The 20861-nt window shown below is 47.9% G+C and carries 22 protein-coding genes and 1 pseudogene; 3 read left to right on the forward strand and 20 right to left on the reverse strand.

Annotated features, from left to right (window positions below; all coding sequences use genetic code 11):
- Positions 1 to 73: 73 nt before the first annotated feature.
- Together CHA6605_RS10700 and CHA6605_RS10705 are read right to left on the reverse strand one after the other, a co-directional pair.
- Positions 74 to 265 (reverse strand): hypothetical protein, encoded by a 192-nt coding sequence (locus CHA6605_RS10700; protein ID WP_015159477.1) that lies wholly within the window; start codon positions 263 to 265, stop codon positions 74 to 76.
- A 34-nt stretch (positions 266 to 299) separates the two neighbouring features.
- Complete coding sequence (locus CHA6605_RS10705; RefSeq protein ID WP_015159478.1) at positions 300 to 1004, reverse strand: hypothetical protein; 705 nt, start codon at positions 1002 to 1004, stop codon at positions 300 to 302.
- A 335-nt stretch (positions 1005 to 1339) separates the two neighbouring features.
- On the opposite strand from CHA6605_RS10705, the gene CHA6605_RS10710 reads away from it, so the two are divergent.
- Entirely contained in the window at positions 1340 to 5002 is a 3663-nt protein-coding gene (locus CHA6605_RS10710) for a WD40 domain-containing protein (RefSeq protein ID WP_015159479.1), read from the forward strand.
- Between the two features lie 253 nt (positions 5003 to 5255).
- Here the strand turns inward: CHA6605_RS10710 and CHA6605_RS10715 are convergent, their stop codons facing one another.
- The 12 genes from CHA6605_RS10715 to CHA6605_RS34045 all read right to left on the reverse strand — a co-directional run bounded on the left by CHA6605_RS10715 (position 5256) and on the right by CHA6605_RS34045 (position 13441).
- Positions 5256 to 6038, reverse strand: a complete 783-nt coding sequence (locus CHA6605_RS10715; RefSeq protein ID WP_198288485.1) for an alpha/beta hydrolase — start codon at positions 6036 to 6038, stop codon at positions 5256 to 5258.
- Positions 5954 to 6424: a YybH family protein gene (locus CHA6605_RS10720; protein WP_015159482.1), complete on the reverse strand. Its 471-nt coding sequence runs from the start codon at positions 6422 to 6424 to the stop codon at positions 5954 to 5956. The genes CHA6605_RS10715 and CHA6605_RS10720 overlap by 85 nt, the downstream gene beginning before the upstream one ends.
- Before the next feature lie 20 nt (positions 6425 to 6444).
- On the reverse strand, positions 6445 to 6921 hold the full coding sequence (locus tag CHA6605_RS10725) for a hypothetical protein (protein ID WP_015159483.1): 477 nt from the start codon (positions 6919 to 6921) through the stop codon (positions 6445 to 6447).
- A 146-nt stretch (positions 6922 to 7067) separates the two neighbouring features.
- On the reverse strand, positions 7068 to 7547 hold the full coding sequence (locus CHA6605_RS10730; protein WP_015159484.1) for a GNAT family N-acetyltransferase: 480 nt from the start codon (positions 7545 to 7547) through the stop codon (positions 7068 to 7070).
- A 3-nt stretch (positions 7548 to 7550) separates the two neighbouring features.
- Positions 7551 to 8084, reverse strand: coding sequence for a beta-barrel domain-containing protein (locus CHA6605_RS10735; protein WP_015159485.1), 534 nt, complete (start codon positions 8082 to 8084; stop codon positions 7551 to 7553).
- A gap of 234 nt (positions 8085 to 8318) precedes the next feature.
- Entirely contained in the window at positions 8319 to 10505 is a 2187-nt protein-coding gene (locus CHA6605_RS10740) for a peptidase domain-containing ABC transporter (protein ID WP_015159486.1), read from the reverse strand.
- Positions 10506 to 10606: 101 nt separating this feature from the next.
- The gene (locus CHA6605_RS10745; protein WP_015159487.1) at positions 10607 to 11014 is read right to left on the reverse strand and encodes a hypothetical protein; all 408 of its coding nucleotides are present in this window, start codon (positions 11012 to 11014) and stop codon (positions 10607 to 10609) included.
- 27 nt (positions 11015 to 11041) lie between these two features.
- Positions 11042 to 11335 (reverse strand): hypothetical protein, encoded by a 294-nt coding sequence (locus CHA6605_RS34035; RefSeq protein ID WP_157259956.1) that lies wholly within the window; start codon positions 11333 to 11335, stop codon positions 11042 to 11044.
- Between the two features lie 54 nt (positions 11336 to 11389).
- Positions 11390 to 11803 (reverse strand): hypothetical protein, encoded by a 414-nt coding sequence (locus tag CHA6605_RS10750; protein WP_015159488.1) that lies wholly within the window; start codon positions 11801 to 11803, stop codon positions 11390 to 11392.
- Between the two features lie 225 nt (positions 11804 to 12028).
- On the reverse strand, positions 12029 to 12415 hold the full coding sequence (locus tag CHA6605_RS10755; RefSeq protein ID WP_015159489.1) for a hypothetical protein: 387 nt from the start codon (positions 12413 to 12415) through the stop codon (positions 12029 to 12031).
- A gap of 370 nt (positions 12416 to 12785) precedes the next feature.
- The gene (locus tag CHA6605_RS10760; RefSeq protein WP_015159490.1) at positions 12786 to 13178 is read right to left on the reverse strand and encodes a hypothetical protein; all 393 of its coding nucleotides are present in this window, start codon (positions 13176 to 13178) and stop codon (positions 12786 to 12788) included.
- Between the two features lie 104 nt (positions 13179 to 13282).
- Complete coding sequence (locus tag CHA6605_RS34045) at positions 13283 to 13441, reverse strand: hypothetical protein (RefSeq protein WP_157259958.1); 159 nt, start codon at positions 13439 to 13441, stop codon at positions 13283 to 13285.
- A 90-nt stretch (positions 13442 to 13531) separates the two neighbouring features.
- Between CHA6605_RS34045 and CHA6605_RS37250 the strand changes: the two are divergent.
- Positions 13532 to 14129 (forward strand): annotated as a pseudogene (locus tag CHA6605_RS37250) (dihydrofolate reductase family protein).
- A 292-nt stretch (positions 14130 to 14421) separates the two neighbouring features.
- Here the strand turns inward: CHA6605_RS37250 and CHA6605_RS10765 are convergent.
- Together CHA6605_RS10765 and CHA6605_RS10770 are read right to left on the reverse strand one after the other, a co-directional pair.
- Complete coding sequence (locus CHA6605_RS10765; RefSeq protein ID WP_051038813.1) at positions 14422 to 14928, reverse strand: TipAS antibiotic-recognition domain-containing protein; 507 nt, start codon at positions 14926 to 14928, stop codon at positions 14422 to 14424.
- Between the two features lie 129 nt (positions 14929 to 15057).
- Positions 15058 to 15288 (reverse strand): MerR family transcriptional regulator, encoded by a 231-nt coding sequence (locus CHA6605_RS10770; RefSeq protein ID WP_051038815.1) that lies wholly within the window; start codon positions 15286 to 15288, stop codon positions 15058 to 15060.
- Between the two features lie 763 nt (positions 15289 to 16051).
- Here CHA6605_RS10770 and CHA6605_RS10775 point away from each other — a divergent pair.
- The gene (locus CHA6605_RS10775; protein ID WP_015159491.1) at positions 16052 to 16558 is read left to right on the forward strand and encodes a hypothetical protein; all 507 of its coding nucleotides are present in this window, start codon (positions 16052 to 16054) and stop codon (positions 16556 to 16558) included.
- Between the two features lie 6 nt (positions 16559 to 16564).
- Here CHA6605_RS10775 and CHA6605_RS10780 read toward each other — a convergent pair whose 3' ends face one another.
- The 4 genes from CHA6605_RS10780 to parS all read right to left on the reverse strand — a co-directional run bounded on the left by CHA6605_RS10780 (position 16565) and on the right by parS (position 20845).
- Positions 16565 to 18595 carry a hypothetical protein gene (locus tag CHA6605_RS10780; protein WP_015159492.1) on the reverse strand — a complete coding sequence of 677 codons (2031 nt, stop codon included), beginning with the start codon at positions 18593 to 18595 and terminating at the stop codon, positions 16565 to 16567.
- A 131-nt stretch (positions 18596 to 18726) separates the two neighbouring features.
- Positions 18727 to 19923 (reverse strand): VWA domain-containing protein, encoded by a 1197-nt coding sequence (locus CHA6605_RS10785; RefSeq protein WP_015159493.1) that lies wholly within the window; start codon positions 19921 to 19923, stop codon positions 18727 to 18729.
- Complete coding sequence (locus CHA6605_RS10790; protein ID WP_015159494.1) at positions 19920 to 20390, reverse strand: RES family NAD+ phosphorylase; 471 nt, start codon at positions 20388 to 20390, stop codon at positions 19920 to 19922. The genes CHA6605_RS10785 and CHA6605_RS10790 overlap by 4 nt, the downstream gene beginning before the upstream one ends.
- The gene (gene parS, locus CHA6605_RS10795; RefSeq protein WP_015159495.1) at positions 20387 to 20845 is read right to left on the reverse strand and encodes a type II RES/Xre toxin-antitoxin system antitoxin; all 459 of its coding nucleotides are present in this window, start codon (positions 20843 to 20845) and stop codon (positions 20387 to 20389) included. Before parS ends, CHA6605_RS10790 begins: the two co-directional genes overlap by 4 nt.
- Between the last annotated feature and the right edge of the window lie 16 nt (positions 20846 to 20861).

Here is a 20861-nt window from a genome sequence, read left to right on the forward strand (position 1 = left end):
GGTAATTCTCCTGTTTGTAATCTGTGCGGATTTGTAGAAGTTGAGTTTGTGGAAATCGATCGATTGCCAAAATTTAGCGATCTACACTTTCACATTTAGCTGGCTCTGGAGCGGGTTGCTGTTTGTCAATTGTTGGTTCTTTTGCTTCGAGATTTTCAACGGGTGGCGTTACAGTCCGATCTGTGCTAGATGAATCTTGAGCGTAACTGGGGAGAGCCGACAAACAGACGACTGCGACTAGAATGATGAATGAATAGTTTTTCATGGTGTTTGGAATAGTGAAAATGGTTAGTTAAGATTTAGTTGAAAATCGCTCGTGTAATTAAATTACTGATTAAAATGTCATGGTCGGAGATCGCTAGACGATCGTATCGATCGTCTAGATCGCGAGCGTGTTTTTTTGTTGCATAGGAGAGCAGCTCGTGCGTCCAAGCTTCAAATAATGCGAAGACTTCATCAACAAGCAATAGGCTATGTGCTTGGGTTGTTTCATCCAGCGAAATTTCAGCAATCTCAAGGCGATTGCTTCCTGCCGAATGTCCAGACTCCAGCGCAAAATGGAATTCTCCACAATAACGAAGTTCGATTCCGCGTCGGCGTTCGATTGCCGTTGCCAGATCGAGCATGGTACCAAAGAGTACGTTTCCGGTCTCTTCAATTGCTTCAATGATGGCAATCCGTTCGATTGCACTTGCCCGATCGATTAGAGCAGCTAGTCGGTAGGTTAGGATGCGGTTTTGGCGGGTCTCCTCACTCCAGAGAAACCGCATCCATGCGGATGGGGTGCAGAGACGATCGAAACCCAACTTAGCGAAGTCTTCAAGGTACCAAGGCCAGTGTCGATCGTCCTCATAGGTATGGATATTGACTCGCTGTTGGTATCGATCGGTAGTGGGTTCCTCGCGGAGCAGATACTTGTTGATGTCGCCAAAGCTGAGAATGAAGTGTGCCATGCAAGGATAGAAAGCAAGCCGCGCCTCTTCAGTCAGGCTGGCATCGCGCATATATAAAACAATGGCAGATTGGCATAGGCTTGCTTATGTTCTGCGATTTTTCCCAATATGGGTTTCATGACGAGCTGCTCCGTTGTAATTGAATGGTGGTAAAACTTTTTGCTTGTAAATGCAATCTGGTTTTCTCCTCTGTCGATAGTGAGTTGGATTGATGTCGGGATCGACTTGCTCCATATCCTCAGAATATGCGCCCCCACATAGTTTGACAGCCAGAAAAGATCGGAGAAAAACTGCTATTGACGATCGGAAAAGATCGGATCTTCGATTGTAATTTACGAATTATCAGGACTAGAATAAGACTAGACATTCTGGCAGGATCTTTGCCGATGACAGCAGATGAAGCCTTAGCGTTACTCGATCGACTGCTTCAATCTCAAAGTCTCCGCGATATTCAAGAGCAGGTGTTTCGTCACGCTTGGGAAGGTCGCACCTACCCCGATATGGCAGAGCTAATCGGCTATGATACTGGTTATATCCGCGATATCGGCTACGAACTGTGGCGACAATTGACTCAGGTATTGGGCGAACCCGTCACCAAAAATAATTTGCAAGCGGTATTGCGTCGCCAGCGAGATCGTTCGCCTAAATTAGCTGTGCCAGAAGTTACCCAAACTTCACCCCCAGATCGAGATTGCTATTGGGGCGAGCAGATCGATGTTTCTAGCGTCATTGGGCGTGGAAATGAACTCCAGCAGTTGGAACGATGGCTGGATAACAATTCTGAAGTTAATCCCCTTGAGCCACGTTGTCGGCTGATTTCGATCGTCGGCATGGGTGGCATGGGTAAAACATCAATTGCCGCCAAACTCACTCAAAAGTTAGCAGCCGATCGCAAATTCGAGCGCATTGTCTGGCTGTCTCTCCGCAATGCCCCACCGCTAGATAAAATTCTCTTTCAACTTATTGCCTTTGTCTCCCACCAACAGCAGACGGAACCTGCGGATACTGTGGATGCTCATATCTCGCAATTGATGGCATATTTACGCACTACTCGCTGTCTGATTGTCTTCGATAATTTTGAATCGATTCTCTCCCATGGCGGTTATCGGGAAGGTTATGCTGGATATAGCGAACTTCTCCGCCGGATTGCGACCGAACATCATGCTAGTTGTTTATTATTAACCAGTCGGGAAAAGCCCAAAACTTTGATTCATTTAGAAGGAGAATCTGGGACAGTTTGCACGTTGGATTTACTTGGTTTGAGCGAAATAGAAGTAGCCGAGATCGGTTCTGTGAATGGTTGTCATACAGACGATTCCAGCGATTGGCATCAATTACAGCAATCTTATTCTGGCAACCCATTAGCAATTAAAATTGCGGCGACGACCATTCGGGATTTATTCGACGGTAGCGTGAGCGCGTTTTTAGAACAGGGGGTAATTCTCTGCAATGGGATTGAGGCTTTACTGGCACAGCAATTCGCTCGATTGTCCGAGATCGAGCAACAGGCACTGTACTGGTTGGCGATCGGGCGTGAAGCTGTATCGATCGCCGAATTGTTAGCTGACTTCATTCCTAGCGGTTATCGAACGCAAGTTTTAGCCGCATTACAATCGTTAGATCGGCAAAGTTTGATTGAAAAAAGTTCGGGATGTTTTACCCTGCAACCCGTGGTGATGGAATATGTCACTGCTGTATTTATCGAGCAGATTTGCGAGGAGATTACGACATTAGATGTAGCAATTTTTAATAGTCATGCACTGATTCAGGCTCAGACTAAAGACTATGTACGCGAAAGCCAAGTGCGGATGATATTAGTGCCGCTGGTCGATCGACTTATGGGTAAATTGCGATCGAAACCAGAAATTAAACACCAACTCGATCGATTATTAGTGAAATTGCGAACGGAATTTGCTGATACTGACGGTTATGCAGGTGGCAATTTAATTAACCTGTTGCGGCACTTACAGATCGACTCTAGTGGCTATGATTTTTCCGGTTTGTGTATTCGACAAGCTTATTTACTAGGCATGAATTTACACGATACTAATTTTGCAAACACCGATTGGGTCAACTCAGTTTTTACCGAAACCTTCAGTAGTATTCACTCTGTCGCCTTTAGTCCAGACGGTTGCTGGTTGGCTAGCGGCGATTTTAACGGTGATATTCGGTTGTGGGATACCCGCACTCAGCAACTGCAATCGATCTTCAAAGGTCACAGCAATTGGGTACGAGCGATGGCTGCCAGCCCCGACGGTCGAACGCTAGCTAGCGGCAGCTTTGGCTGCCCCATCCGGCTGTGGGATGTCGCTACTGGTGAATGCTTGCAGACCTTCGCCAACAGCAACCAGCCAGTCAATTCAGTGGCATTCAGTCCCGACAGCAACTTATTAGTCAGTGGTTGCGATAACTTCTTCGTCAGTGGTAGCAACAATTGGACGATCGGGATCTGGGATGTCAACACTGGCGAATGCTTGAAAACATTCGCCGACTATACCGAGGCAGTTTTTTCAGTGACATTCAGTCCCGACGGTCGATCGATCGCCAGTGGCGGTGCCGATGCAAATATTAAACTGTGGCATGTTCGCGACGGACGATGCTTTAAAACAATACCAACCCATCAAGGCAAGATCTTTGCAGTCGCCTCTAGTCCAGATGGTTCGACCATCGCCAGTGGCGGAGAGGATGCCACCGTCAAACTCTATGATGTCAACACGGGCGAGTGTTTGAGAACTTATGTGGGACATAGTAATGAGTTGAAGTCGGTCATCTTCAGTCAAGATGGTCAAACGCTCATTAGTAGCGGCAAGGATCGCAACATCAAGCTCTGGGATGTGCGGACGGGACGGTGTTTGAAAACACTGGTCGGGCATGAGGATTGGATTTGGTCGATCGCTTACGTTGGCGTAGCCTCTCGGAACGAGAATGCGACTCATCAGATCTTGGTTAGTGGCAGTGAAGATCGCACGGTCAGGCTGTGGAGCGTGAGTACTGGCAAATGTTTGAGAATTTTCCAAGGCTATGCAAATACGATCTATGCGATGGCTTTTGTCCCCCCATCTGCTGATGCTCGACCGATGCTAGCTGCTGGATACTTTGGTGGCGGGTTACGACTGTGGAATATTGAGGACGTTGTCGTAGCCTCCCCTTCGGGGAATCGATCTACGAGTTTGAGCGGTCACAATAGTTCCATCAGAACAGTTGCATTCAGCCCAGACGGTCGAATCCTTGCTAGTGGGGGTAGCGGTGACGACCCGATTATCAAACTTTGGCGCGTCCGCGATGGGCAGTGCTGCCACATTCTATCCGGACATACCGATGGCCTTTGGGATGTGAAATTCAGTCCCGACGGTCGAATTCTCGCCAGTAGTAGCTCAGACCATACAGCTAGGCTTTGGAATCCCCTGACGGGTGAATGTCTCCAGATTTTGGCAGAGCAAATAGATTGGCTTACATCGGTCGCCTTTATTTCTCCAGAGATTTTGGCTAGTGCGAGTCGTCGCACGATCTCGTTTTGGCAGATCCAGACGGGTGAATGTATCCATACTTGGGAGGAGTACCAGCTAGGGCTGGTCTCGATCGCGGTAAATCCTAGTGGCGATATTTTAGCAAGTGGCAGTATCGACCATACCGTGGCACTTTGGCACGTTAATACAGGTGAATGTTTCCAAGTTTTACCCGGTCATACACATTTTGTGCGATCGGTGGCATTTAGCCCTGATGGTAAAATCCTTGCCAGTGGCAGCTATGACAGTACCGTTCGGCTCTGGGATGTGCAGAGCGGGAAATGTTTGAAGGTATTGCAAGGGCATAGAGATGGCGTGTTCGCAGTGGCTTTCCTACCGCACTACAACAAGGATTTTGCCGAGCGTCAGTTGTTAGCTAGCACGGGTACTGATGCCACGATTAGATTCTGGGATGTTGCTACAGGGGAATGCGTCAAAATCATTCGATCTCCGCGACCCTATGAAGGGATGAATATTCGGGGTATCCAAGGATTGACTGCGGCCCAGCAGGAAAATTTAACAGCTTTAGGCGCGATCCGATAGAATCCATTGGCAATTTTTCCGGTGCTTGATGTTGCGTGCCACCGTACCCAAGCAGAGTCAGTGAAGTGATTTTTTGTAAATATGCTTTCTACATAAAGCTTTAGGTCGAAATGCTCTTCAGTTACATCAGACGGCTCGTTAAAGACTGGAGTGATAGCACTATCGGTGCCTGATGGTGTCATGTAGCCACCCTTTAAAAAAATATACTCGTGAAATGCCATCGAATATAGTCAATCGATCGGAAGTGCTATATTTATTTTTGAACGCCAATCTTCTCTGATTCTTTGTTCTTTAACTTCAGCATCGAAAGCACAGCATTCTCAACCCGATCGCCAGCTTCAGATCCAGGCGCGATGAGTTCAAAATGGGATGTGTTTTCGATCGCTGCAAAGGTGACATCATCACCCATCTTCCTGGCTGCCTCCGCATATTTTTGTCCAAACTCTGGAGGGACAAGTTTATCCTGTGCGCCATAAATTAATACCTGCTTCACGCCCAGGGGCAATAGATTAGATGGCGATGCCAGTCGATACCGTTCGCGCAGCGTCCCCTTTGGGGAATCGGGCACTTCGGTGGGTGAGCCACCAATGAGCTTTGTAATCACAGGTTCGCCGCAAGCTTGGTTCTGCATCGGCAGAAATGCTTCAAGATCTACTACTCCTGCCAAATTAACGACCCCGACGACCCGCAACGGCTCTTTAAACAAGAAGTGACTCCCTGGAGCCTGCGGTAGTCGCAGGTCGCCAAATTGAAAAGGTTCGCTCCCATAGTGGATTCGACGATCGGCTGGTAATGATGGGAGTCGATCGATCTGTTGAGGACTGAGAAATTGAGCTTGTGCCATAGCGTGAATTACTCCGATTGCAATCAAAGGCAACATTTTGAACATAGTTTTCCGCACCATCCCTCCACATCTTTGCAACTGATGTTTACTGTGCCGCATGGCGATCGTCAGCACCGCCCAGTGCGAGCGCAGCAGCCTGCTGCAAACCGATCCCGTTCGCCAGCGGATCGGCGGCGATTCACGAGCTGCCATCGATCCTCTGCACGGCGAAAGACTTGTGTGACCCGCAGCGACCAGTCTTGCTTGGGTAAACCTCCAACCTCGGCACACACCCGCTCGTTCGCGTAGCGTCGGCTTTGCCGAATTGTCACGAGTACGGCGCAATCTGACGTGGTGTAAGTTGTGACTACCTCTTGGTCGAATGTGCCGGAATTGAAGAACCGTCCCATCTCGAACCGTCTCGACAGATCGAAACCGTGGGTCGGCTCTCCGCCGAACGGCGACATCAGCGTGTAGTCCTCTGCGTGTTGTGTCAGTGCGAGATATCCATCGATGTCACCGCGCATGAGTGCTGCGTTCGCTGCTGCTGTCTGCTGGATCGGGTTGGCAATGTCCTCAGCAAGGGATTGGGGATTCATCGGGTTTTCTTCGATTGTCGCTATTGGGCGGCAGCTAAGTTTTTCAAAAGCGCACTCAAGCTATTGGGTTCCACTGCTGCAAGGTATTCTGGCATCAGATTTGGCGGCAATAACTCCAGCATCACCTGGTTTTCAACCCACAGTTCGATTAAATCGACCGCTCCGCCTCGTCTACACCTCACAGCCCGCCAACCTTCACGTTCGGCAATCTCCCAGACTTTTTCTTCGCTCACGGCCACTGCAATATTTGCATGAGTAGCCGTATAGCCCGTAGCTGGCTCAAAGTCAGCAAACCGCACGGCGGATGTTTCTAACCCTGGCTTCAAAATCAGGCTTTTCGGCATCACCTCAATAGCTGTGCCATACGCATCAAAACGAAAGGCAATATAGCTGCCCTCATGAGCCGGAAAGGGCACAGCCCGTCCTTGCCACAACTCGGCAATCACATCAGCCACATGCTGTGGATGGTTAACAGCGATTGAAATATGATGAATCATGTTAGTACCTACTTTAGATTTTTTTCTTAATAAAAACTGACACGGTTGAGTGTGCTAAAGTCGCTATAAGAATTTAGTTCCGATCGGAATGCGATCGGTTGTTGCGATCGGAGTGTTCTTGAGGAGCGATTCTCTTGCTCCAGAGGCTACGCCAACGATTGAGGTATCCATCTTAAAAAACATCGATTTTCGTGCTGCTCGGTAATTTCTGCGCCCAAGCGATGATAGAAAGCAAGTCCGCGAAGATTACGAGCATCGGCATTCCAGGCAAGATGGGTGCAATCATTTTCTCTGGCAATTCCAGCGAGCTGCTCCATTAATGCCGCTCCTGCGCCTTGACTTCGGCGATCCTCATCTACATAAAGATCGTCGAGCCAAATACTTGGCTGACCGACAAATGACGAACACCTAAATCCATACAACGCGAACCCGATCGCACGTTCTGAATCTTCTGCAAGCAAAACGTAAGAAAAGGGGATTTTACCGAAAAGTGTTTTGCGTGTTTTTTCTTCAGTTGTCTGCAAAATTCCAGAAAATGCGCCAATATTGCAATCGAATTCTGCTTTCTTGTAGATGAATGAGAAAATGAGAGATACATCATCAGGATTAGCAATTCTAACTTTCATTACTTACCCACCTATCCGCATCCGACGTAACAACGAGCGCGCGAGCGACTCCTCCCGCAGGACAATATCGAGCTGACCCTGCATCCCCACCCTCACGGAACAGGATTTTGCTGCTTGCTTTAAGGCTAAAGTTTGGGGTTGAATCGTCACTGCATATAACGTCGGTTGGCTCAACTGTGTCACGTTCGCGTAGCGTCCGCCGTGCGGAATCGAATCAGTCACCATCGCAGGTTGGGTGGCGATCGTGGTTACTTGCCCTTTTAATGTCCCATACTCACCAGCAGGACAAGCTGTCACGCGCATTTGAGCGATTTGCTGCGGTGCGATTCGATCGATCTCGTCAGCAGGAACGAGTGCTTGAATGGTGCGATTGGGAGTAACGATCGCGCTCGCCTGGGTGGTGCTGCGATGGGGGATTTTGGTCGTGAGGGCGATCGTGCCTCCGAGCAAAGCCACTACACCAAGGCTGCCAAACCGCGCCCACGGACTGAGTGGTGGTAGCAGATCCTTTAAATTGGGTAATGAATTGGATGTCATAGAATTAACCTCTAATAGTAAATCCGGTTTACAAACACTTTTTGTTGCTAGCACAAACCCGTTGCCCTCACCCCGCAGTCGCCTCCGGCTCCTGCTCCCCTCTGTCTTGTCTCGCTATACCGTCGGGAAACAAAGGCGTGCGCGAGCCGCTCCCAAGCTTGGGAGAGGGGTTGGGGGTGAGGGCGAATAAGCTGGGTATGTAAACAGGATTTGGTATAACTGGATCGATCGCCCCTACGGCATCAACGCCAATTCTGGGGTCAAAAACGATCGATGTAATCCTTCCCGTCGCCGCAGTTCTTCCGGTGTCCCTTGACTCACCACCTGCCCCTGCTCCAGCATCACCACCCAATCGCAAGCCCCAATTACCTGGGGTCTATGGCTGATTAATATTGTCGTCTGCCCCCGCCGATGCTGTTGCAACCGTTCTAATAACATTGCCTCACTCACGGGATCGAGTGCTGACGTGGATTCATCCAAAATCAAAATTGCTGGATTGGCTAACAATGCCCGCGCGATCGCTAACCGTTGCCGTTGCCCCCCCGATAGATTCGCCCCAAACTCACCCAACACCGTTTGATACTTGTCTGGCAATTGCTCAATAAACTCATCCGCCCCCACAATCTCACAAGCCCGCACGATTTGCTCGAAACTCACCTGGGGATAGCTAAAGCGGAAATTATCGACGATCGATCGACTCCAAAAATGGGCATCTTGGGGCACCAATACCACCTGCTGCCGCAAACAATCTAATGCCAGATCGCCGCGATTCTCGTGCCGAGACGCTTCGCGAACGTACATCCCATAACGAATATTGCCGGACTGCGCTTGATACAAGCCCGATAGCAATTTTGCTAACGTACTTTTGCCGCAACCCGATCGACCGATTAACGCCGTCATCCGACCACCTGGAATCGTCACATCTAAATCCTCTAACAAATCCACTCGTCCCGAATGATGAAATCGCAATTTCTCACAATAAATATCCGCCGTCGCGGATAGCTCCACCCAAGGCTTGTGGGCATCTGGCGCGTCTTCTGGAGTCGCATCCATCACCTCACCCAAGCGTTGCAAAATCACCTGAGCGCGAATGAATTCATCCACAATCCCGATCGCGGCTAACAAGAACCCAAAGAAATTCCCACTCATGCCGCTATAAGCCAACAATTGCCCCACACTCAACCGCTGACTAATCACCAAATAACTGCCCAACCACAACAGCCCGATACTCACCAAACTCGATAAAATGCCCGTTACTGTGCCGCTATACAGTTCCAACTTCATCGTCCCCCACCCCAAATGCGCCAACCGACTGAAATTCGCTTGATATTCCTGCCAAGCTTGAGTTGTCGCTTGAGTGGTTTTGAGTACCTGAACGCCTTGCACGGTTTCGACGAGAAAGCCTTGATTCTCGGTACCTTGAATAATTAGATCGCGAGTTTTCTGGCGAATCGCTGGTAAGAAGAGAAAATTAACTCCCACCAGCACGGCAAACATCACTGTCGAGGCAATAGTTAACTCCCAACTATAAAACAGCATTAATGCTAGCGAAACCACGGCAATAAAAAACTGGCTCGGCAAACCTAACACTATCTGCGCCACTAATGAATGCACCGCCGACACATCTGCAATCCGGCTGACTACCTCACCACTGCGTCGCCCTTCAAAATAAGATAGCGGTAAATGTAATAGCTTCTGTCCATATTCGAGTACCAATCCCATCTGCAACCGTTGCCCAAAATAGCCAATTAACTGCGCCTGAATCAGATTAATGACACTCCGAATCAGCGTCATCGCCACCACACCCAAAGCTACTATCAGCAGCAATTCCGTATCGCCCCGCACCAACACATCATCCGTCAACAATTGCATCATTAACGGCGAAGCCAATGCCAGTAAGCCAATGACGACGTTTAAACCGATCGCTTGTATCAACAAACCCCGATCGGGCCACACCCGTTTGACAAACTTGCCAAACCCCGTCACTTTGTCCTCAGTCTGTTGGTAAAACGTCTCCGTCGGCGAGAGCAACAGCATCGCCCCATTCGTCCAACCCGCCATCAATTCCGCCTCACTGAGATAGCGCAAGCCAATACTAGGATCGGCGACAATATATCGATTGCGGCGATTTTTGCCGTAGAGAACGACCCAGTGATAGCCTTTCCAATGGACGATCGCGGGCAACGGTGCTTGCGCCAGATTAGCTAAAAGTTGGGGAGAAGCTTTGACTTGCCGCACTTGGAAACCGAGAGATTGGGCACCTCGTCCGAGTCCGAGCAGAGTGGTGCCGCGCGATCGAGTGCCTGCCAGTTCGCGGATGCGACCGATGCTGAAGTTGCGACCGTGGAATTTAGCAACGGTGGCAAGGCAGGCAGCACCGCAGTCTTCTTCGGATTGTTGGAGAATGAGTGGATAACGCATGGGACTGGGGGAAGATGAAGGGAATAAAGATAAAGTTGCGATCCCCCCAAATCTATGTTTTTAAGAGAGTTAGGGGGAATTGCCAGCGTTACGATCGGGCATCAATTATCAGTAACTTTGAACTTCACAGTGTAGTCACCACCACCACGTCTAAGAGAAACGGTTTGATTGATATTATTGGTAGCTACCACAAAACTAAGCGACTTAGTACCAGTTGAGCCATTCGGACTAACCAAGGTAACTACCGTTCCGCCGTTGAATACTTTACTTATACCAGGCTGCGACAAAACAGTGCCAGCCCGCATACTAAAAGTTTTGTTCTGATTAAATGACTGGCCACCAATGACGAGAAACAATTCATCAGCGAGATCGGGATCGAGTGTTTTATTACATTTAATCTCCAAAATAGTAACCCGCTTGCCGCCTTCGAGCATTTGAGCCTGGTCTGCTGTCAATTCTGTAAACAGAGATTCTGGGAGCAGGTTGAGGTTGGATTTAGAGAAAGTCATGATGTTTTTTCTTGGTAAATGATGGGTTTATTTGTGGAGATCGGACAAAATTAACGAGCGACTAACTCGTAAACTTGTCATTACTCCGATCGCGTTGGCGTTTAGCCTGCCGTAGCGGCGCGCGTATCTGCTAACGCAGAGGCTGTGCCTACGGCAGGCTACGCCAACGCCAACGGCGGGTGTCCCGCCGTAAAAAGCGGCGCATCGAACGGGAGGTTCCCTCCCGTTTGTGTGCGACAAGACAGCGCGACAAGACAGGCACAGCATCGGCTGTGCCAAATCGAGCGGAAGATTGCCATAAAAAGGGGAACTTTGAGCCATCTCTGGTTCCCCCTTTTAAGGGCTAGGACGGATTGCTAGCGTGACGATCGTGTACTAATTAGTGACTTTGTACGTCACTTCATACACCGAGCCAGCACCACTAACTCTGCGGGTTCTCGTGCCATTAACAGAATCAATAAAACCACCGATAAAATTAGCACCAATAGCACTATTGCCGTCTTTTTCAAACAAGCCAACGTTAGCAGTGTTGCCACTAAAGGTCGTGCCAGCACCAGCATTCGCTACACCGCCCGTCCGGATCGAGATAGGATTGCCGAGGCGGAAGTTTTGACCGTTGATGGTAAAAAACAATTCGTCAGTGCCATCAGAATCGGCACCAGCTTTAATACAGCGAACGGTCAAAATATCGATCCGCTTGCCGCCTTCGAGCATTTGAGCCTGGTCTGTTGTCAATTCTGTAAACAGAGATTCTGAGAGAACGTTGAGATTATATTTAGAGAAAGTCATGATGTTTTTCCTGGTAAATGAGGAGTTATTTTGTGGAGATCGGACAAAATTATCGAGTTATTAACTCATCAACTTGTCATTACGCCGTTCGCGTTGGCGATAGCCTGCCGTTAGGCACAGCTTCGGCTTTGCCGAATCGAGCAGAAGATTGCCACGGAAAGGGGAACTCTAAGTCATCTCTAGTTCCCACTTGTTTTAGAAGATTGCCAGCGTGACGATCGCACGTTAATTGGTAACTTGGTACGTCACATCGTAGGTAGAGCCACCAGCGCTAACACGCTGGGTCTGTTGACCGTTGCTAGAGGCACTAAAACTGCCAACAGGGCGGCGAACAAGACTATGATTGTCGAACAAGACAACGTTCGCTGTCCCATTGAAGTTCACACCAATACCAACATTGGCAACACTGTCAGTCCGCATAAAGCGACGGAAATTCTGACGTTCACGATTAATGTCGAAAGACAGGTTGTCAGAACCACCACCAGCCTGAATACAGCGAACTAGCAGAATATTAATCCGCTTGCCGCCTTCGAGCATTTGAGCTTGGTCTGCGGTCAATTCTGTAAATAGAGATTCGGGGAGAAGATTGAGGTTAGATTTAGAGAAAGTCATGATGTTTTTTCTTGGTAAATGATGGGTTAATTTGTGGAGATCGGACAAAATTAGGGAGTTACTAACTCATCAACTTGTCGTTACTCCGAATCGATCGGAAGATTGCTACCTCTGTCCGCTCTGATGCAGGGTTTAGCCTGCCTTTGGTAGCAATAAAGTGGAGGAAGCGATAGAAACTCCACATCTTGTCGTAAATAGCGATCGATCGGGTTTGAGACTGTCTGCATCTGTGACATCGCTCTCCTTCGAGATGCAGCAAGGGGACACAACGGTAAAACTCCCCGCCAGTAGATATTTTCGACCGATTCTCGTTCCGAGACGCTTCGCGAACGATCGATCCTCAATCGATCTCCAGCGTGACGATCGCACGTTAATTAGTAGTCCGGAACGTCACTTCGTAGAGTGAGCCACTACCACCAACAAGTCGGGTTTGTGTGCCATTGCTAGAGGCATTAATAATGCCCATAAGGGTATTATTAGAGACCTTCGTATCAAATAAGCGAACTTCCCCATCTCCGTCGAAGTTCCCACCCACACCAACATTGGCAACACTACCAGCCTGCATACTTATCGTGCGACCGAACATAACATTCTGGCCATTAACGGTAAAAAACAGTTTGTCAGAACCATTGCCAGCCTTAATACAGCGAGCGGACAGAATCGTAACCCGCTTGCCGCCTTCGAGCATTTGAGCTTGGTCTGCTGTCAATTCCGTAAACAGCGATTCTGGGAGAAGATTGAGGTTAGATTTAGAGAAAGTCATGATGTTTTTTCCTGGTAAATGATGGGTTAATTTGTGGAGATCTGACAAAATTAGTGAGCTACTAACTCATCAACTTGTCCTTACTCCGATCTGGTAGAAGATTGCTATGGAAGGTTTAACTTCTCCCATATCCCCAGAATATGCTCCCCCAAGCTGATTGACAGCCAGAAAAGATCGGGAAAAGTCTGCTGTTCGCGATCGGAAAAGATCGGATCGTCGATCGTAATTGTTAGATAATTAGGATTAGGGGAGGACAGTCCCATTTAGGCTAAATCGCCATGCCACAAGTCCCAAAGCAAGATTTAACAGCTTTGATACAATAAATTAGTAGAGTCTTTTTCAGGAGATTCAATATGCGTCAGCTCAAATATTACGTCGCTTGTACTGTCGTTGGCGTAGCCTCTCCCCCTGGAGAATCGATTCATCGCTCACCCAGATGGTACGCATGATGGGTTTCTGACCGAAGGAGAGCATTTTGCCGATTTAATTGCGACATTTCCCGAAACCGTTCCAGCACAGTTTCGCGATGTACTTGGCATCAGTGGTGAAAACAAGTGCTTTGATACAGTGTTGATGGAACGTAGGACTTATGAAGTGGGGCTAAAGGTCGGTGTCACAAACCCTTATCCACAGATGCAACAGTATGTTTTTTTCTCGAACTCTCACAGCAAGTCTAGACCAAAACATCGAGCTAATTTCGACCGATCCTGTGGCAGTTGTCCAAGACTTAAAGCAACAATAGGGCAAGGATATTTGGTTGTGTGACGGTGGCAATCTAGCAACAACGCTGTTTTCGGAAATCGATGAATTAATTATAAAAGTAAATCCCTTTCTGCTCGGATCGGGTATTCCCTTATTTGCAAGTTTTTTGAAAAAACTGTGTTAAAACTCACAAATAGTCAAATCTACAACAATGAACTTATGGTGCTCTACTATCAAGTAAAGTATTAATTTTCTTACAAGCTTTAATTATGAAGTACTTATTAAGAATACAATTGAATAGTCATTTGTGAAGCGACAATTAACGGTCTAATCGAATCATGTGTCCACCAATCTCGCAATTCCTAATTAGCACGATTGTTAGAAAAATTATCAAAAGTTAAGATCGAGATCGCGTTTCAATCAAAATTAAGTAATAACAAATGATTACCTAGATGGGATGGCAGGTATCGGTTCTAACGATCGATGCCAGATTTTCGCAGAAGGTCTAATGCGATCGACAGAAATGAATAAGGGCAAAAGCTTAAACCGAATCAACCGATCTTGGTTGGGATTGCAATGCCCGCTCCATATATGATGCTAAGGCAGCATCGTTTTCTCCCCAATTGCTAACTGTATCTCCCCCTTCTTCATACATCTGATTCAAGGCCGCTTCGATTTCGGAATCTCCCCCCGTGAACTCCTGAATTAAAGCTTGCCGACGGCGCACTAATGCTTGCACTATTTCGCTAGCGGGGTCTGCTCCTCTCTCCATTTCTGCCCGAACTTGGGCAATCAGTTCTTCCCAATCGACTTGTGCTTGTTGCATTTTCTCTTCTCCCAATAGTTCTTGACGTTGCTTGAGGGTTTCAAGTTGTTCGGGACTATAGTAGTTTTCTAGCATGTCCATAACTTGGATAATCTGGAGAACTTCTTCAACAGGAACCGCATCAAGTTTTGCGGTAGTTTGTTCGACGCTTTCTAAGCGTTTTAGAAGCTGTTGAGACAGCTCGATCTGTTTGCGAACTTTGGCAATATGCAATTGCACCATTTCGGCAAAGGCGCAATCGCCATTATTATCTAAGTAGGTAGGCGCAATTATTTGTAAAATAGATTAATATATTTTGCCTGAAACCTAGCTGGTGGGCAGTGCCCACCCTACGCAATATCTTATATTTAATTACGCCCATCTACTTAAGCAACTTCGCACATCTTCTAACGAAAACCCAATCTGCTTGAGGGTTACGATCTGCTGTAGACGGATGATATCTTGTTTGCCATAAACGCGATAGCCAGATTCTGTCCGATGGGATGGAGATAATAATCCAATTTCATCGTAGTAGTGTAGCGTCCGGATCGACAAACCAGTTCGTTTCGACAGATCGCCGATTTTAAAGGTGATGGCTTCCATAGGTGCAACTCCTTTGTGTATTCTCATGATTGGGAAATAGGAACTCTCCTATCTTAAAACCCTCACCTAACGTGAGAGTCAAGAGGGAAGGCATCTAAATGCGTTGAGTAAGCTGTCGAACATTTAAATCACATATGAGATTTTTTGAAAGCGGGGAACGGGGAGCGGCGGCTCGCGTATCTGTTAACGCTTGGTATCGAGTTAGCGGCGATCGCCAGATCGAGGTGGGGTAAGCACTACCCAATTGTTAAAGTAGTAATAAGCAATGTCTAATTTTGTTGCAAAGTAGTCGGCGATACCAAACAAGTATTGGATACTAATTCATAGACATCCTCTGCATGTTTTTACACCAAAGTTGCTATCTTCAAAAACTCCCAATCTCTACCTAATTTATCGATTTAAACCGAGCGATTGGATAGAGAATATCTACCACAGATCGATATTTAGTTGACTAGATAAAGATCGATAACAGAGCGAGCCACGACTAGAGAAACGACCGAAGGAGACACGTCAGAGCGATCGACAGTGCAGCATAAATGATATCGGCAATCGAACCTCTAAATTTAAGATAGTAAATCTTAGATGATACGAAGCAAGTTGGGGTTTAGCTGATGAAACGATCGGGATCGATCCCGAAGATTTAAAACAGCCCCGAACGCCACTTCTATTTAACTTCAGAACAGCTAGCTTAAACTACAAAGTCCTCCCCTATCTTTGTTGCTGCCATTACCATCAATCATCATGCGATAAGGGATTGGCACTTATGATAGTTAATACACTATGGCAGTCTATTCGCAGTAACAAAAATCTTTGGTTTGTTAGTATTGTAGTAGCAATTTTATGTACCTTTAGCAGTCAGAGGACGGCGGTGGCAAATCTCCTGGAGATCGCGGCTAGTTCCAGTCGAGTGAGTGTCCCACCAACTGCAAATGGAATCTACCTCTATGGTGAATCCGATCGACCAAATGTTGTGGGCAAAGAGTATATGGTATTTGAAACCATTGGCACTAAAACTATCGGTGCTTTTTATCTACCGAACTCGGAGTTTAGTTGCTTTTATGGGAAATTTAGAGGGTCTCGCATGTATGTGACCTTAATTGATGCCTACGATCTGCAAAAGTACAAATTAACTCTGGCCCTCAATGCCAATGGTTTGACCGCCAGCAAACAGCCAATGATGGGCGAACCTTCCTACCAACCCCTCGGTACAGTTAGCGATAATGACTTACAAATTCTCAACACTTGCAAACAACAACTGCAAAAATCTTAGTCTGCGTCATCGCGCTAACTGACTTAGCACGGTCGCGATCGCCAGAGCTTCCCGCGCCACTCGTTTATCCCAATCTAGGGTATTAAATTTCTGCGCTAGAGCTTGGGCGAATCGATCGATCGGTCGGACAAAGCGATCGAAGCCGATCTGTGTTCCCTGTTGTGCCAATCGTTGCCATTGCTGAAGATGGCGGCTGTCAGCCCGATCTAAACCCACCAGCCACAGTTCTTGCAAAGCGGTGGTAAGTTCTCGCCGATAGTTAGCAATCGGCGAGTTATCCACGATCGGATCGGCACCTGCGAGATCGCCGATTATTTGTGTCTCATGGATCGTCTGAGGCGATGCGATCCAAGGTTGGAGCATCTGGCGCGCCCCACCAGTTTCAAACACCAGAGCCATCGGTGCCAAGACTAAACTGCGTGCATCTAACGAAACCTGCGCCGAGATAAATTTGAGGGTGTCTGGCTGCTGCAATTGACTCAGCATAGATTCTACTCCAAACCGACTGCGATGGGTGTAAGGATGGACGATCTCCGCTTGGCGTCCTAATTTATCTGCCACGATCGATCTTACCGTCTGAGTGACCGGATCGAAGTCGATCGAGCGCACCTCACTAATTGCCAATACTTGCAATTGCTCTGTAATGCGGCGGGGACGAAGTTCGCGCGGCGGTAATTCTTGCAATCTGTCGATTAACTCCCCAAAATCATCTACCAATAGCGGCGATCGCAGCTTTTCCCACTGGTAAGATTGAGGATTGAGACTCATCGGACTGCGCCCAGGAATGAGTTGGTAACTGGGCGTGCGTTTGCCGCCTTTAATTAATATCTGTCCCGATCCGATCTCCCCTAACTGAATCCCTTTACTCATCGAATGCTGCGCCAATTGCCAGCAGGGTTTCGGATCTAGATTGTCATCGGGATTGGCAAAGTAGCGAGACATTGCCACCACCGTTCCAGAATCTACATCTTGGAGATAGGCGGTTAATGTCGCTCCAGCAGATTGCAGCATTGCCCCACACCCCAAACCGACGAGTCGAGAGGAACCGAGCGCAACAATGGTATCTTGGGCACTACCGCGCACGAATAATAAAGGCACGGGATTCTGGACGCGATCGTGATGGCGGATCGCATCGCTGCGAATGAAGATTTCTGCTAGATAATTAATTACTCGATCGATGTCAAATTGGGCATCGTGTTGTTGATAATAATCGTGCGCTTGCAATAAATCTACTACAATTTCGGCAATCCAGATGAGTCCATCACTCCGACACCTTTGTTCTAACCGCGCCAAGCGATCGCGCAATACCTGATTTATACCGATAAGACCGACATCCGCGAGTTCTAGCAGGTGTATTTCTAGCTCATCGAGTAAGGCGGTGGGAACAGAGAGCGGCTGTAATTCGGTCGAAATCAGCCCGTGACGGCGGTCGGCTGGCAGTTGACGAAATGCCCAAACCGCTAGCGGCACATGGCTACAGGGAGCACCCTCATCGCAATCACAGTGAATATACCTGATGTCATCGGGTACCAGAAATCGCAAGTTGAGGGAAAGGCTGTGCAGATGTGCGGTGGGTTTGGTGCCGCAATGTACCCCGATGACTTGTCCCGCGTCGAACTGCGATCGCAATTTAGTTAATGTGGCTTTGGAATAATGCTTCTGCAATGTCTCATCCCCGATTGTCGCCGGATTCCACTCGACTATTTGCGGTAGCGACGGTTCGATTCGACTGATAATAGTACTCGTTGGAGCTGGGATGACAGCGGATTGCGATTGATAAAATAAGACCGATCGCAATAAATGCCGACACAAATTGGTTGCAGGACAGCTACATTGACTCTGAGCAAGAGTCGTTTTGGCTGGAAGTTTGCAACAAATTTCATCCGACCAATTTGCAGTGATATTACCCGCATCATCTTCGACGATTTCACCTGTTAAATCTGGCGATTGTAATTCTTGCTGGGCGCGTTTGACTAACCCCCGATTGCTGAGGGTAATGAGATCGTCGATCGTTAGGGCGAGTAAATCTGGGCGCATGAATATTATTGTCTATTCTCATTGCTGCTAGCGAAGCTTTTCCCAGCAATAAAAATTATAAACCAGGGTGCGTTTGGTAAATCAAAAGAAGCTCGATGTTTATCTTCTATTGCCAACTTTAATATTCTAAATCATCGAACTTTTTCCGCCACCCAAGTAGCCAATTCTCCTGGTGTCATCGCCCCCACCTGTGCGCCCAGATTGACCATTCGTTGGGCAATATCTCGATCGAAATTAGGATTTGCTTGCTCGTCTAATGCCGCCAAACCGAGAATTTTCACCCCGCTTTCAATTAGTTGTTTGGTAACGGATAATAGACGATCGACTGGGGCACCTTCATAAAAATCGGTAATTAAAATCACGATCGTCCTGCGGGGATTTTCGACTAGGGTTTGAGCGTAAGCCATCGCCTGTCCGATATCCGTACCGCCACCCAATTGTACCTTCATCAACGTTTCTACCGGATCTGTACAATCCGCCGTCACATCGACAACCGATGTATCGAACAAACATAGGTGGGTTTTCAAACTTTTAATTCCAAAAAAAATGGCTGCGGTGACTGCGGAATGAATCACGCTATCCAACATACTCCCCGACTCATCGACGAGAATGATCGACTGCCATCGCTCGACCTGACGGCGGATGCGTGAGTTAAAATAGGGCGTTTGGATGACGAGTTGTTGGCGTTCTTGGCTATAGTGCTTGAGATTGCGGCGAATAGTCGTCGGCGCGTCGAAGTTTTTGGCAATTTTGATATACGATCGCTGTTGGCGATTGAGACTGCCAGTAAACGGCGATTGCACCTTCTGGGCGAGTTTTTCAATCAATTCTTCGACCACCTTTCGCACCAAATCCCGCGCCATTGCTAGCACCTGCTGGTTCATCAAATGCTTAGTCCGCAAGACGGCTTTGAGCAGAGTTTCGCTAGGTTGTGCGCGGCTGAGTAAGTTGGGATTCGTCACCATTTCTTCGAGGTGATAGCGTTCGAGCGCGTCCTTCTCCAGCCGTTCGTTGGCGAAGCCTTTCCGAAGGAAAATCGTCTTTTGGGGGAAAAGTTCGTGAATGGCATTTATCCAGTCGGGAACGGTCAAATTGGAGGGATCGAGACTACCTTGGCGTTGGCGTAGCCTCTCCATCGGAGAATCGCGATTATTCCCACCACTATTGCCGCGACTGCGAATATTCTGACCTTGTAATTCTCGATCGTACAAAAACCCGATCGCGGTTTCTCGATCTTGCCATTCATCGGGTAAGCCGCCGAGAGTATTTTCAGTAGTTTCGCCTAGTACTAACCGCCAGCGCAATCGGCGTTTTTGAGAATCGGTCATACCTTCCACAGCCTCGGATCTAATTCAAATGGTTGCGGCGATTCGATCGTTAACTTGGCGAAATCTGGATGCGACGGATTGACTAAATAGTTATATTCGATCGGAATTACCACCGAAGGCACTGCTAAAATTGCCGTTCTCCCCGATCTAAACCAGAGATCGCCCATTTGCGCTAAAGCCGATGGAGCGGGAATATTGCGCCAATTTAGGGGTAATTGCGCCACTTCGAGATAGTCAATCTCAACCTCTATCGGTACGTCTACCCGAATCCCTGCCAGCATCGTCGCCACATCTTCTACTTCCATGTGAACAAAAACTTCTAATGCTGCCAGTGACAGCGTTCCAGAAGTGTAAACCATCCCCTGTCCGCGAGAATTCCAGCGTCCGCCGACTCGTCTTGCGCCTTCGCCGCTAAAAGCGGTATCGGCATACTTGCGCTTGGAAATCCGCCACAGAGTGAGGCTCAACTGTACACTCCATACTCAATCCGATCGAGTAATTCTGTCACCTGTTGCGTCCCTGCATCCGTATCGAGTAAATCGATCGGCGAACTACCATTTAATCCACGATTGGGTCTTCTCAGCCAGCTAGTCGCCGTCTGCGGACTCTCAAATACTTCCTGTGCTTGAGCCGCAACTCTCGCCAGTCGGTACAATCGATCCGACCAAGTGGCATTAAGCGGTTTTCGTTCTTTCTGAAGTCTGACAATGGTTCGCAGCGAGGTTCCCAATACCTTAGACAACTGAGCGTCTGATAGTTGGTAGTAATTAGCCACTTGTCTGAACGACTCGATCGATAATCCTTGTCGGATCAGATCGGATTCAGAGCGAGTACTAGCATCGCTCAGTTTGGTGGTCGCTAAGGATGAACCTTGAGAACCAGAAATCCCCAGAATATCTAATAGTTGTGTTGATGAGGTCATGATTTAACCCGCATTA

It is taken from the genome of Chamaesiphon minutus PCC 6605 (assembly GCF_000317145.1).
In the GTDB taxonomy this organism is placed as follows: domain Bacteria; phylum Cyanobacteriota; class Cyanobacteriia; order Cyanobacteriales; family Chamaesiphonaceae; genus Chamaesiphon; species Chamaesiphon minutus.